13 protein-coding genes and 3 pseudogenes (1 of these 16 only partly in view) are annotated in these 12,865 nt (G+C 47.9%); 1 reads left to right on the plus strand and 15 read right to left on the minus strand.

Going from position 1 to position 12,865, the window contains the following annotated elements; translation table 11 throughout:
• Positions 1-6: 6 nt before the first annotated feature.
• From B2751_RS13230 to smc, 12 genes and pseudogenes are all read right to left on the minus strand, one after another.
• Positions 7-759 carry a ribonuclease HII gene (locus B2751_RS13230; protein WP_290775245.1) on the minus strand — a complete coding sequence of 251 codons (753 nt, stop codon included), beginning with the start codon at positions 757-759 and terminating at the stop codon, positions 7-9.
• A gap of 51 nt (positions 760-810) precedes the next feature.
• Positions 811-1,674, minus strand: a complete 864-nt coding sequence (gene ylqF, locus B2751_RS13235; RefSeq protein ID WP_035409511.1) for a ribosome biogenesis GTPase YlqF — start codon at positions 1,672-1,674, stop codon at positions 811-813.
• Between the two features lie 147 nt (positions 1,675-1,821).
• The gene (gene lepB / locus B2751_RS13240) at positions 1,822-2,361 is read right to left on the minus strand and encodes a signal peptidase I (RefSeq protein WP_290775247.1); all 540 of its coding nucleotides are present in this window, start codon (positions 2,359-2,361) and stop codon (positions 1,822-1,824) included.
• A 104-nt stretch (positions 2,362-2,465) separates the two neighbouring features.
• Positions 2,466-2,819 (minus strand): 50S ribosomal protein L19, encoded by a 354-nt coding sequence (gene rplS, locus B2751_RS13245; RefSeq protein WP_023468738.1) that lies wholly within the window; start codon positions 2,817-2,819, stop codon positions 2,466-2,468.
• 112 nt (positions 2,820-2,931) lie between these two features.
• The gene (gene trmD, locus B2751_RS13250; protein ID WP_035406944.1) at positions 2,932-3,660 is read right to left on the minus strand and encodes a tRNA (guanosine(37)-N1)-methyltransferase TrmD; all 729 of its coding nucleotides are present in this window, start codon (positions 3,658-3,660) and stop codon (positions 2,932-2,934) included.
• Positions 3,657-4,166: a ribosome maturation factor RimM gene (gene rimM, locus B2751_RS13255; protein WP_056062252.1), complete on the minus strand. Its 510-nt coding sequence runs from the start codon at positions 4,164-4,166 to the stop codon at positions 3,657-3,659. Before rimM ends, trmD begins: the two co-directional genes overlap by 4 nt.
• Positions 4,167-4,228: 62 nt before the next feature.
• Positions 4,229-4,504, minus strand: coding sequence for a 30S ribosomal protein S16 (gene rpsP / locus B2751_RS13260; RefSeq protein ID WP_023468741.1), 276 nt, complete (start codon positions 4,502-4,504; stop codon positions 4,229-4,231).
• Between the two features lie 93 nt (positions 4,505-4,597).
• Positions 4,598-5,948: pseudogene (gene ffh, locus B2751_RS13265) on the minus strand (signal recognition particle protein).
• 12 nt (positions 5,949-5,960) lie between these two features.
• Positions 5,961-6,285: pseudogene (locus B2751_RS13270) on the minus strand (putative DNA-binding protein).
• A 99-nt stretch (positions 6,286-6,384) separates the two neighbouring features.
• Positions 6,385-7,389 (minus strand): signal recognition particle-docking protein FtsY, encoded by a 1,005-nt coding sequence (gene ftsY, locus B2751_RS13275; protein ID WP_035406938.1) that lies wholly within the window; start codon positions 7,387-7,389, stop codon positions 6,385-6,387.
• Positions 7,386-8,540, minus strand: coding sequence for an AAA family ATPase (locus tag B2751_RS13280; protein WP_290775252.1), 1,155 nt, complete (start codon positions 8,538-8,540; stop codon positions 7,386-7,388). The genes ftsY and B2751_RS13280 overlap by 4 nt, the downstream gene beginning before the upstream one ends.
• 37 nt (positions 8,541-8,577) lie before the next feature.
• Positions 8,578-10,956 carry a chromosome segregation protein SMC gene (gene smc, locus B2751_RS13285; RefSeq protein ID WP_290775254.1) on the minus strand — a complete coding sequence of 793 codons (2,379 nt, stop codon included), beginning with the start codon at positions 10,954-10,956 and terminating at the stop codon, positions 8,578-8,580.
• A gap of 126 nt (positions 10,957-11,082) precedes the next feature.
• Here smc and B2751_RS13290 point away from each other — a divergent pair, with 126 nt between their 5' ends.
• Positions 11,083-11,283 carry a DUF1128 family protein gene (locus B2751_RS13290; RefSeq protein WP_023468746.1) on the plus strand — a complete coding sequence of 67 codons (201 nt, stop codon included), beginning with the start codon at positions 11,083-11,085 and terminating at the stop codon, positions 11,281-11,283.
• A gap of 70 nt (positions 11,284-11,353) precedes the next feature.
• Here the strand turns inward: B2751_RS13290 and rnc are convergent, their stop codons facing one another.
• The 3 genes and pseudogenes from rnc to B2751_RS13305 form a co-directional block, all read right to left on the minus strand.
• Entirely contained in the window at positions 11,354-12,124 is a 771-nt protein-coding gene (gene rnc / locus B2751_RS13295) for a ribonuclease III (RefSeq protein ID WP_035406932.1), read from the minus strand.
• Between the two features lie 56 nt (positions 12,125-12,180).
• Positions 12,181-12,420: an acyl carrier protein gene (gene acpP, locus B2751_RS13300; protein WP_029342095.1), complete on the minus strand. Its 240-nt coding sequence runs from the start codon at positions 12,418-12,420 to the stop codon at positions 12,181-12,183.
• 70 nt (positions 12,421-12,490) lie between these two features.
• A pseudogene (locus tag B2751_RS13305) lies at positions 12,491-12,865 on the minus strand (3-oxoacyl-ACP reductase family protein); it runs 278 nt beyond the window's last position.

The following is a 12,865-nucleotide window of genomic DNA, read 5'->3' on the forward strand; positions in this document are numbered from 1 at the left end:
TCCCTCCTAGAGACGTTCTTTGACAGGACGGAATGTTTTTCGGTGAATCGGTGTGACGCCCAGTGTATCGAGCGCTTGTAAATGTATGGGTGTTCCGTAACCTGCGTGTGTTTCAAATCCATATCCCGGATACTCGATCGCGTATTGTTCCATCATCGCATCTCGTGTCTCTTTTGCGACGACGCTTGCTGCAGCGATGGAGACACTTCTCGCATCTCCTTTGATGAGAGAGAGTTGTGGTGTGTCGTCGTCGAGTGTCATCGCATCAACCAGCAAGGCCTCAGGTTTGAGTTGACGAACCGCGACTTGCATTGCCCGTTTCGATGCTTGATAGATGTTGATCTCGTCAATTTCAGCTGGTTCGATGATGCCGACCGCAATCTCTGCAACGTCTTGTAGGTGTTTAAATGCCGCTTGTCGTTGTATTTTACTCATTTGTTTTGAATCCGTTAGTCCTGGATGATAGAACCCTTCTGGTAAGATGACAGCTGCCGCGACGACTGGACCAGCAAGCGGTCCCCGTCCCACTTCATCCACTCCGGCAATCCGTCTATATCCTTGCTGATGATACTGTTCTTCGAACGTGAATCGCTTTTTGAAATCGATCCGTTGTTGCTCTTCGAGGGCAAATCGTCGTTCTGTCTGACGAAACAGTGTATGCACCCCTTTTCGCGCGTCCGATGCGAGTTCCTGCTTCAATTGTGAAAACTCCTCGATCGTGATGTTGTGTAGACGTTCCTTTAATTCCGTAATCTTCATCTGTTTCGCTCCTTTGAAAAAAACTTGGACATCGAAGGATGTCCAAGTCCGTTATGCATGCGTTTCCCATTCTTCCACTGTTTCGAGCGTCACACGCCCTAGCTTTTCCGTCCGTAGTTCATGCAGAAGCATTTCACTCGTCCGTTCGAAATCGACGTAGCCACCTGAAACGAATCCGCGCTTTTTACCGATGGCTTCGAGTACATCAACCGCTTCTCCTGATACTTCGTCGAGACGATAACGCTCACGTAACTGCTCTGGATAACGCGTCTTTAGCTCACGAAGGGCAAACAGCGCGATATCGTCGATGTTTAAGATATCATCCTTGATCGCTCCTGTCGCTGCCAACCGATACCCGACGACTTGATCGTCGAACTTCGGCCAGAGGATACCTGGTGTATCGAGTAATTCCATCTCACCTGTCTTCATCTTGATCCATTGCTGGCGTTTCGTCACACCTGGGCGGTCACCCGTGATCGCAATGTTCCGACCGGCGAGTCGATTGATGAGTGTCGACTTCCCAACGTTTGGAATGCCGATGATCAAGGCACGAATCGCACTCGGATTCCGACCTTTCTCCCGCATTCGTGCATGTTTTTCTTTCATTAGTCGTAAAGCACCTTCATGAATTTGATTCAATCCTTTATTGTGCTTCGCGTCGACCGCGACGACATCAACACCATCTGCCCGTAATGCGTGCATCCACTGTTCGGTCACTCGTTTGTCCGCCATATCCGCTTTGTTGAGGACGATCAATCGTGGCTTACCTGCCGTGATTTGTTCGACCATCGGGTTACGGCTCGACATTGGAAGACGTGCATCGACAAGTTCGATCACGACATCGATCAACTTTAATTTTTCTGTAACTTCCCGCCGTGCTTTGGCCATGTGACCGGGGAACCATTGAATCGTCATATCCTTCACCTCGTTCATATATTCCTGGACTTCTTGCTGATCATACGATACTTGAAAAAACATCCACTCTCTAGTATACGCAACTTAAGACAAGAAAAGAAGATGAGGTACTTACTTTTCACGGTAAGCGTCTCATCTTCTTTCGTTTTAATCGACAGAGCGTAAATCATTGAATGGATAGAATACGAAGTTCGTCGTTCCGACGATTTGATCCTCATCCACAAAACCGATATCACGACTATCTTTTGAATTTTGACGATTATCTCCCATGACGAATACCTTCCCTTTTGGAACAGTCGTTTTTCCTGTCCGTTCCTCAAGTGTAAAGTCCTCCGTCAATGGAACACCATTCATCTGAGCTTTGTACTCTTTTAAATACGGTTCAGCTACTTTCTTATCGTTGACGTACAACGTATCGTCTTTATAATACATCGTATCTCCTGGAACAGCGATCACTCGTTTGATATAGTCGCGTGTTTCCGTTGCATGAAAGACGACGATATCGCCTCTTTCTGGTTCATTAAAATAATACGGAATCTTATTGACGATCATCCGATCCGCATTGTGTAAGGTCGGCATCATCGATTCCCCATCGACGATGACGGGTACGAACAGGAACGTTCGAATGATGAACGCGATGACAAGCGCTACGACGAGCGCTTTTACCCAACTGAATAACTCCTTCACGAATTCCACTCCCTTGATTAACGCAATTTCTTCCTATGGACTAGTATACGCATAAACAACAAAAAAAAGAAGCTTGTCCGGAGACAAGCCACTTTTTCACATGATTAACGACGAATTTCTTTAATACGCGCCGCTTTACCACGAAGGTTACGGAGGTAGTAAAGTTTCGCACGACGGACTTTACCGTAGCGAACAACTTCGATTTGTGCAACACGTGGTGAGTGGAGCGGGAAAGCACGCTCAACGCCAACTCCGTAAGAAATTTTACGGACTGTGAATGTTTCACTGATGCCGCCACCGTGACGTTTGATGACTACGCCTTCGAAGAGCTGAATACGCTCACGCGTACCCTCGACGACTTTAACGTGTACACGGACTGTATCCCCAGGACGGAACGCAGGGACGTCTGACTTGATTTGTTCTTGTGTAAGTTCACGGAACAATTGTTGTGTGTTCATGAATGATTTCTCCTTTTTTCACCAATGTTCTTATCTTCATTTGCTTTCAGCATCCGACAGCGGAACATCGTTAATGGGTGGCTTTTGCCACATGTTTTAACTTATCATAGATTCAATCGTTTGACAATCCTGAAATCGATTCTAAATAAAGACGATCATCCTCGGTTAATGGAGCGTCAGCCAACAGATCCGGACGACGCTCAAATGTCCGCTTCAGCGACTGTTCCCGTCGCCATTTTGCAATCCGGGCATGGTTGCCTGATAACAAGACGTCGGGTACCTGGTATCCGGCATATTCAGCAGGACGTGTATAGTGCGGATATTCAAGAAGTCCCGTCGAAAAGGAATCGTCTTCGTGACTCTCAGACGCACCGAGGACGTCTGGCAAGAGACGGACGACAGCGTCAATCATTGTCATCGCAGCCAGTTCCCCTCCCGTCAAGACGAAGTCCCCAAGCGAGACCTCATCCGTTACAAGGTGATCATGAATCCGCTGATCAAACCCTTCGTAATGACCACATAGGAAGACCAGTTCTTCTTCTTGTGCCCACTCTTCTGCCATCCGTTGCGAAAAACGTTTACCGGTCGGTGTCATGACGATGATTCGTCGTTTTCCTTCCGGCAGACTCGCCATCGCGTCGAAGACGGGTTGAGGGGTCAACAGCATGCCTGCTCCCCCACCATACGGATAATCATCGACTTTACCATGACGATTCGTCGAGAAGTCTCGAAAATTGATTGTTTCAAGACTGACACGTTCATCATCTTGCGCTCGTTTGACTATTGAATGATCGAGCGCTGAAAACATTTCCGGAAACAGCGTCAACACTCGGATGTTCATTCTTCAATCAATCCTGGAAGCGGTGTGATTTGGATACGTTTTTGCTCGACATCGACGGAAGCAACGACTTGCTCGATATACGGGATCAGGACATCCTTTTTCCCATCGCGTTTGATCGTCCAGACGTCATTTGCGCCTGTTTCAAGAATGTCGGATACGACTCCGATTTTCGTCTCACCGTCATAAACCGTACAACCGATGATCTCATGATAGTAAAATTCATGCTCGTCTAAGTCTTGTAAATCTTCTGCGTGGACATAGAGTTTCAATCCTTTATACTTCTCGACGTCATTGATATGGTGCATCCCTTTGAACGTCACCATGATGAATTGTTTGTGTTTTCGGTAACCACTGATTGTCACCGGTGTGTACGTTCCGTCAGATCCAAGAAAAACTTCCTTCCCGACTTTAAAGCGTTCCTCCGGAAAATCCGTGCTCGCGAGTAACTTTAATTCACCTTTTAGACCATGTGTATTGGCGATTTTCGCAATTTCCAACCATTCCATTCATTTCACTTCCTTTCTTGAATTAAAAAAAGGAGGTAAGCTTTTGCTCACCTCCTAACGTCTTACTTCGCGAGTTTCGCGTTGTGGAATTTCTCCATGATACCAGCTTGTGAGAAGAGGTTACGAACTGTGTCCGAAGGTTTAGCACCTTCAGAGAGCCATTTAAGAGCTAGCTCTTCGTTGATTTTAACTTCTGCTTCTGGTTTAGCAACTGGATTGTAGTATCCGATTTGCTCGATGAAACGACCATCACGTGGTGCACGTGAGTCTGCTACTACCACACGGTAGAAAGGTGATTTTTTTGCGCCCATGCGCTTAAGACGAATTTTAACTGCCATTCGTAAGTCCCTCCAAATAATAGATGATTTTTTCGTTTAGTCAAATTGACAACTTCATTAGTATACAACGTTACAGCAAAAGAGAAAAGACTTTTAAAAGAATGGAAGGCCAAAGCCTTTCTTTTTCCCTTTGCCCATCTGTCCGGAAAATTGTTTCATCATTTTCCGCATGTCTTCGAACTGTTTAATGAGACGGTTGACTTCTTGGATACTGCGTCCGCTACCACGGGCAATCCGCTTCCGACGACTCGCATTCAAGATTTCAGGTTCAGTCCGCTCTCGTTTCGTCATCGATTGGATAATCGCTTCGACATACACGAGTTGCTTCTCATCGATTTGGGCGTTTTTCAACCCCTTCATCTTCCCTTTACCTGCCCCAGGGATCATTCCCAACAGTTCGTCGAGTGGACCCATCTGTTTCACTTGCTGCAACTGCTCGATGAAATCATCGAATGTAAACGATGCATCGCGCATTTTGCTTTCTAACTCTTTGGCACGCGTAGCGTCCATTTGTGACTCTGCTTTTTCAATCAGTGTCAGCATGTCTCCCATGCCTAGAATCCGAGACGCCATCCGCTCGGGATAGAATGGTTCGATGGCATCGAGCTTCTCTCCAAGACCGACGAACTTAATCGGTGCTCCGGTGACTGCCTTGATGGAGAGTGCTGCACCACCTCGCGTATCTCCGTCGAGCTTCGTCAGAACAACCCCCGTCACGCCAAGCTTCTCGTTGAAGCTTTCTGCGACATTGACGGCGTCCTGACCCGTCATCGAATCGACGACAAGGAAGATTTCATGCGGTTTGGCGATCTCTTTAACATCAACGAGTTCCTGCATTAGTTCCTCATCGACGTGCAGACGACCTGCCGTATCGATCAACACGATATCGTGATGATGCTCTTTTGCATAATCGAGTGCACCGGTAACGATTTCTTGCGGACTGACCTGATCTCCCATTGAGAAGACCGGCAACTCCAATTGTTTCCCGAGTGTCTCTAATTGTTTGATTGCTGCCGGACGATAAATATCCGCCGCAACAAGCAAAGGACTACGATTATGTTTTTTACGTAAATGATTGGCAAGCTTACCCGTTGTCGTTGTTTTACCTGCCCCTTGCAGACCTGTCATCATGATGACGGTCGGAGGACGGTTCGCAAGCGTCAATGGTGACACTTCCGCACCCATCAGATTCGTCAGTTCATCATGGACGATCTTGACGACTTGTTGCCCTGGCGTCAAAGATGTCATGACGTCCTGTCCGACGGCACGTTCCTTTACATCATTTACGAATTGTTTGACGACCTTGAAGTTGACGTCGGCTTCNNAGTAGCGCTAAGCGAACTTCGCGCATCATCTCTTTGACGTCTGCTTCAGAAATCTTACCTTTACCTCGCATTTTAGCGAGACTGGCTTGAAGCCGTTCCGATAATCCTTCGAATGCCATTAAGAATGCCTCCTACTCTAATTGCTCCAATGTCTCAATGATCACTAGGGCTTCACCCGGAAGGTCGCATTGCTTCAGCTGATCGAGTAACTGCTTTCGCCGTTCGTGTTTCTTGAACAGGGATAGTCGTTCTTCATACTGCTCGAGCATGGCTTCCGTGCGTTTTATGTTGTCGTAGACTGCTTGTCGGCTGACTTCAAACTCATCGGCGATCTCACCTAAGNNAGGAAAAGTCATCTAAGTAATAGAGTGACATGTAATTCCGTTGTTTTGGCGTCAAAAGCTCCTGATAAAAGTCAATCAGATAGTTCATCCGGTTCGTTTTATCAAGTGTCATCCGAGCACCTCCGCAATGTTAAGTGAAATTCCTTTACAGATAGTATAGTACAGCCCTCACAGTGTGTTGTCAAGTTTTTTTCTTTACATGAAACGTCGCTTATTCTGCGCTTTCTTCCGTGTCAACGTTTTCTTTTTCTTCAAAGACATCACCGAACAATCCATACACGAATTGTTCTGCATCAAACGGTTGTAAATCATCGATTTTTTCACCAAGACCAACGAACTTGACCGGGAGGTTCAATTCGTTCTTGATCGCAAGGACGATTCCACCTTTTGCCGTTCCATCAAGCTTCGTCAAGACGATCCCGCTGACGTTCGTCGCTTGTTTGAAGGCTTTCGCCTGCACCATCGCGTTTTGTCCAGTCGTCGCGTCAAGCGCCAGCAATACTTCGTGGGGAGCGCCTGGAATTTCACGTTCGATGACACGTTTGACCTTTTCAAGTTCGTTCATCAGGTTGACCTTGTTTTGAAGGCGTCCTGCCGTATCGCAAATCAGGACATCGACCTTACGTGCTTTAGCTGCTTGGACAGCGTCGTAAACAACAGCGGCCGGATCCGATCCTTCTCCTTGACGGATGACCGGTACACCGGAGCGTTCGCCCCAGACTTGCAGTTGATCGATTGCACCCGCACGGAACGTATCACCCGCTGCTAACATGACGCTCTTGCCTTCTTGTTTCAAGCGGTTCGCAAGTTTCCCGATCGTCGTCGTCTTCCCGACCCCATTAACACCGACGAAGAGAATGACGTTCAGCTCATGATCGAGATCAAGTGCTGTCTCTTCCTCTTCAACTAACATCTTCGCGACGACTTCAACGAGGACATCACGTACTTCTTTTGGATCCTTGACGTTACGTCGTTTAACTTCTGTCTTTAACTCCTCGACCAAATCCATTGTCGTCGTCACGCCGACGTCGGCTTGAATCAATACTTCCTCTAATTCTTCGAAGAAATCCTCATCGACTTCGCGGAAACGATAGACGAGATCATTGACGGCACTTGCCAGTCCATCGCGTGTCTTCGTCAGTCCTTGTGTGAATTTCGTCGTGACTTCTTGCGTCGAAGTCGTCAAGCGGTCTTTCAGTTTTTTAAAGAAACTCATTGTTTAATCTCCTTTGGTTCTTCACTTAATGTACGTCGTGCCTCTTCTAGTTTAACGGATAACACTTCAGATATCCCGTTTTGCTGCATCGTGACGCCGTACAAGACGTCTGCCGCCTCCATCGTTCCTTTCCGATGGGTGATGATGACGAACTGTGTCTCGCGCGCTAGCTGATGGACGAATTCGCCGAATCGCGCGACGTTCGCTTCATCAAGTGCCGCCTCGACTTCATCGAGGACACAGAATGGGACAGGACGGGTCTTTAGAATCGCGAACAAGAGAGCGATCGCCGTCAAGGCACGCTCTCCACCTGACAAGAGCGACAAATTTTGTAGCTTTTTGCCTGGCGGTTTCGCGACGATATCGATTCCGCTCGTCAGTAGATCAGTCGGATCGACGAGTACAAGGTCGGCTTCTCCACCCCCGAACAACTCCCGGAACGTTTCTCGGAAATGCTCACGGACGGCATCATACGTTTGTCGGAACAATCGAATGACTTCCCGGTCCATCTCTTCAATGACACCATAGAGATCCGTTTTAGCGGCGACGAGATCATCTCGTTGCGCCGATAGGAACGTAAACCGTTCATCGACTTCCGCGAATTCTTCGATTGCACCGATATTGACGATGCCGATTTCTTCGAGTTGACGCTTGAGCAGATGAATTTCCTCTTTCGCCTCATCATACGATTGATCGAGCGGAGCGATCAACTCGAGCAGTAATCCCATCTCTTCGAGCATTTCTTGTCTTGTCTCAAGGCGTGTACTCGTTTTCCCTTGTGAGAGTCGTAATTGCTCAAGTGCCTGTTTCGTCGTTTGTTGATCGTCCTTCGTCTTCGCTTCGCGAATTCGAATTAAGCGCAAGGATTCTGCCTGCACTTGAATCCGTTTCCCGATCGCGACGAGTTCGGTCTCGACCCGCTTCTGCTCCTGTTCCTGTTCACGCTGCTCGCCGTGCAAGGCATCGATTTTAGCTTCATCGAAGCCTTCAAGGACATGACGCAAGTCACGGCGTTTATGACCACGTTCAAGCTTCGCGTGACTGACCTGTTCCGTCAGACGCTCGATCTCTTGCGTGAGTTGCGCTTGTTTCATTTGAATCGTCCGCTCTTCAAGAACTGCTTCTGCTTGTTCCTTCTTCAGTTCGTCCATCGTGACGGCACCACGAGCTTGAGCATCCTTAAGACGATCAAGTGCTTGTCTGAGCTCTGTNNTCTGTTTGACGTTCCGTCCATTTCGCGATCTCGACTTCTGACATTTCGATGATACGGCGTGCTTCCTGTTCTTGTTCGAGCACACGTGCCATCTGCCGATCTTCAACCGATAATTCGGACGTCATGACGGCGAGGTGACGCTTCGCATCTGCCAACGTATCCCGCGATTGCTCGAGTTGTCCTTGTAATTCTTGAATCGTTTCTGTCCGCGTCCGAGCAGTAGCATCAAGCGTCTGAATCGCCGCTCTTAGATCTTCCAAGCGGCGCATCTGCTCCCGAATGACCGCTTGCCCTCGCGTCAGTCCCTCTTTTAACTCGTCGAGCTCGCGCGATTGACTGAACAATGGTGTGCCTTTTTTCCGACTTCCGCCGGTCATCGTTCCACCGACGTTGACGACATCTCCTTCGAGCGTGACGAGACGATAGCGATGTCCTGTCGAACGGGCAATTTGGTTCGCTTGTTCAAGTGATTCGACGACGAGTGTCGTACCGAGTAAGTTCATCTTTAATTTCGTCAGCGTCTCGTCTGTCGTCACAAGATCACTTGCGATCCCGACGAATCCAGACATCTCCCCGACTTGTTCTCGCACCGAACGGTTGACTTCACGTGTTTGGAGTGAGGCGAGCGGCATGAACGTCGCTCGACCGGCATTTAAGCGTCGCAGTTCCTGGATTAGACGACGTCCTGTCGCATCGGTATCAACGACGATGTTTTGCATTGCCCCACCAAGCGCCGTCTCGATTGCCGCTTCAAATCGCGCAGGAACCGAAATCAACTCCGCGACCGCTCCGTGAATACCTGGGTAATGATCTCGTTGTTTTAATATCGTCTTAACGGCACCGAAATAACCGCTATAGTCGGCTTTGACGGATTCAAGAAATTCAATCCGATCTTCCGTCTTATGACGACGTCGCTCTAAATCCGCAACGGACTGTTCAACTTGGCGTAACGCATGTTGTTGTTCGTCTCGTGCTGCGAGTGCCGTTGCCTCTTCCTCAGTCACTTGATCTAATTCTGTCCGGATCGAAGCAACGTCCGCTTCTAATCGAGCGACGTCTTCCTCAAGTTGACGACGGGTCGACTGCTTCGTACCGCTATCCACCGTAAAGGAACGTTGTTGTTCTTCTGCCTGCATGAGATCTTGCTTCGCCCGATTATAGGCATTATTCGTCGCAGCCAATCGACTCGCCACTTCAAAGGCTTCCGAACGTAATGCTTCGGCTTCCTTATCAAAATCACGATCAGTTTGTGTCAACGCTTGATCAGCTCGTTCTCGCTCAGCCGTAATCCGTTTTGCTTCCTGATCGACTTCTGCTTGGCGTTCCTGTAAAGCGGTTAGTTCGAGTTCTAGTTCCTTGACGCGTTCTTCGACGATCGCGACCTCTTGTTCGAGTCGCTCTTTCGTCTCGGTACCGTGTTTTTCACGTTCTTTTGCTAGGTTAAGGGCACCTTGGATCTCAACAAGTCGCGTCGAGACATGTCGAAGTTGCTCCTGCAAAGCGTTTTCTTGTTGTCGTTCTTCTTCAAGCGTCGCTTCTTGTTTCTCCCGGGACACGACGGTCTCTTCGTGAGTCGTCTTTTGAGATGCAAGACGTTCTTCACATTGTGCGATATCACGCGCCAGTGTTTCGAGCTCCGTCTGATACGTCGTGATTTCATGCGCCAAGATGCCACGTTCCAGTACATCATGCCGTTCTCGAGCGACGAGATACTCTTTCGCGAGCGCTGCTTGTTCACGTAACGGCTCGATTCGTCCACCAAGTTCATATAAAATATCATCGACACGCGATAGATTCGCTTCCGTATCACTTAATTTCCGCTCGGCTTGCTTTTTGCGATGACGATACTTCAAGACGCCTGCTGCTTCTTCAATGACAGCACGACGTTCTTCCGGTTTTCCGGAAATGACTTGTTCGACCCGACCCTGTCCGATAATCGCAAAGGCGTCACGCGACAAGCCTGTGTCCATGAACAAATCAAGGACATCTTTCAGGCGACATGGTTTTTTATTTAAAAAATAATCGCTATCGCCATTACGGCTGACACGACGTGTAACACTGATCTCCTGATAAGGTAACGCGACCGTTCCCGACTCGTTATCTAAGACGAGCGTCACTTCTGCAAATTGTTTTCGGTGTTCAGACAAACTGCCGGCAAAAATGACGTCTTCCATCTTCGCCCCACGTAGTGACTTCGCAGATTGTTCTCCGAGCACCCAACGGACAGCGTCCGATATATTTGATTTTCCACTTCCGTTCGGTCCGACGACTGCCGTGACACCCGGAAGGAATTCTAGTTCAGTTCGACTCGCAAATGATTTGAAGCCATTGATTTCAATTCGTTTTAAGTACATCTTGATCACCCGTATGTTTAAATTTCTTTTGAATTTCTTTCAGTTTACCATAGCCGAAACGCTAGCAACATGATAGGTTTTAAGGTAGTATCATGCGAAACAAGAAGAAGAGGAGCGAATAACACGATGACGATTGAACAAATGATTGAAGCAATCTTAGATAAATTGAATATCATCAACAAAGGGGTCATTAAAGCAGAACAGTTCGATGGCTCAAAAAATGAGGACTTAAAAGAGATTTATGAGTTCGTCATGATGCGAGACTCGCTATCACTTGCAGAGGTCGACGCGATCGTCGACGAACTGAAATCCCTTAAGACTGTTTAATCGAGTAAGCACCACACGATAAAAGCCGATCATCTCTTGTGCGTTCGAGAGATGGTCGGCCTTTTGTTGCTTAAAACTGTTTTTTTAATTCAAGTAAGGCTTGTTTTGCCGCTTGTTGTTCTGCCTCTTTTTTCGAACGCCCCGTTCCAATCCCTTCGAGCTCATCCGCGACTTGAACACGAGAGATGAACTCCCGACTATGCGCCGGACCACGTTCCTCGATAATTTCATACTCGATGACACCTAAACCGACACGTTGAATCGCTTCCTGTAATTGACTCTTGAAATCTGTCTGTTCTTCGAAAAAGCCTGTCGCCACTTTCGGAAAAACCGCTTCGGCGAGGAATCGTTCGGCTGCTTCGATGCCTTGGTCAAGATACAAGGCGCCAATGAAGGATTCGAAGACATCCGCAAGTAAGGCTGGACGATTCCGACCACCGGTCAGTTCTTCCCCCTTACCTAACAGAATCATATCGGAAAACTGATAGTGATTCGCAAATTGGACGAGTGACGGTTCACAGACGATCGCCGCTCGCAATTTCGTTAATTCCCCCTCGGAACGTTCCGGGTAGTGTTCGAATAGATAGCGTGACACCGTCAACTCTAAGACAGCGTCCCCTAAAAATTCTAGGCGTTCGTTATCCCCTTCCGACTCACGTTGTTCATTGACGAACGAAGAGTGCGTGAAGGCTTGTTTCAATAGCTCAACATTAGAAAACCTGATATTCAGACGCTCTTGTAACGCTTCGAATTTTTGCTCGATCTGAGCGAGCGTCCGAGCATCCTTGCGTCGTTTTACATAGGGTCCTTTTCGGACACGACGTCCTTTTTGATTCGTCATAGTTCCTCCTAAACAGCTAAAGCCCACCGCAAATTGCGGTGGGTCAGCTTCAATGATCAGACTTGTGTTTCGATGTAGTTGACGACATCGCCGACAGTCTTCAAGTTTTCTGCTTGCTCATCTTCGATCGTGATTTCGAACTTGTCTTCTAAGTCCATGACGAGTTCCATGACTTCAAGAGAGTCAGCTCCGAGGTCGTCTTTGAACGACTTATCAAGTGTGATTTCACTTTGTTCTTTACCTAATTTTTCTGCGATTGCTTCTTGTACGTCTACTAAGATTTGTTCTTTTGTCATTTTAAAATCCCTCCATGAGTTGAGTATATAAGATGATTGCCGATTTGGCAAAGTACTACCGTTAGTTGTGTTACATTGTCATGCCGCCATCGACGGCTAGAGTTTGACCTGTGATGTATCGTGCTTCATCTGAAGCAATAAAGCTGACGAGTGAAGCGATATCGTCGGTTTGACCGAAGCGTTTCAACGGAATTTGCCCGAGTGACAGGTTCCGCTGTTCTTCTGTCAATTCATCCGTCATGTCCGTCTCGATGAAGCCTGGACAGATGGCATTGACTGTGACGCCCTTACTAGCGAGTTCACGTGCGACGGATTTCGTCAGCCCGATCAGACCCGCTTTCGCTGCGACATAGTTCGCTTGCCCTGGATTTCCAGAAATACCGACGACTGATGCGATATTGATGATACGACCGCTTGTTTTTAACAATGGACGTGTCGCGGCTTG

It is taken from the genome of Exiguobacterium sp. UBA6282 (genome assembly GCF_002440475.1).
In the GTDB taxonomy this organism is placed as follows: Bacteria; Bacillota; Bacilli; order Exiguobacteriales; family Exiguobacteriaceae; genus Exiguobacterium_A.

Bases quoted from the DNA above. Each gene is read 5' to 3' on its own strand.
- B2751_RS13230 (WP_290775245.1), bottom strand. From the start codon at position 759: ATGAAGATTACGGAATTAAAGGAACGTCTACACAACATCACGATCGAG.
- ylqF (WP_035409511.1), bottom strand. From the start codon at position 1,674: ATGACGATTCAATGGTTCCCCGGTCACATGGCCAAAGCACGGCGGGAA.
- rplS (WP_023468738.1), bottom strand. From the start codon at position 2,819: ATGAACACACAACAATTGTTCCGTGAACTTACACAAGAACAAATCAAG.
- trmD (WP_035406944.1), bottom strand. From the start codon at position 3,660: ATGAACATCCGAGTGTTGACGCTGTTTCCGGAAATGTTTTCAGCGCTC.
- rimM (WP_056062252.1), bottom strand. From the start codon at position 4,166: ATGGAATGGTTGGAAATTGCGAAAATCGCCAATACACATGGTCTAAAA.
- rpsP (WP_023468741.1), bottom strand. From the start codon at position 4,504: ATGGCAGTTAAAATTCGTCTTAAGCGCATGGGCGCAAAAAAATCACCT.
- ftsY (WP_035406938.1), bottom strand. From the start codon at position 7,389: ATGAGTTTCTTTAAAAAACTGAAAGACCGCTTGACGACTTCGACGCAA.
- B2751_RS13280 (WP_290775252.1), bottom strand. From the start codon at position 8,540: ATGGACGAACTGAAGAAGGAACAAGCAGAAGCAGTTCTTGAAGAGCGG.
- B2751_RS13290 (WP_023468746.1), top strand. From the start codon at position 11,083: ATGACGATTGAACAAATGATTGAAGCAATCTTAGATAAATTGAATATC.
- rnc (WP_035406932.1), bottom strand. From the start codon at position 12,124: ATGACGAATCAAAAAGGACGTCGTGTCCGAAAAGGACCCTATGTAAAA.
- acpP (WP_029342095.1), bottom strand. From the start codon at position 12,420: ATGACAAAAGAACAAATCTTAGTAGACGTACAAGAAGCAATCGCAGAA.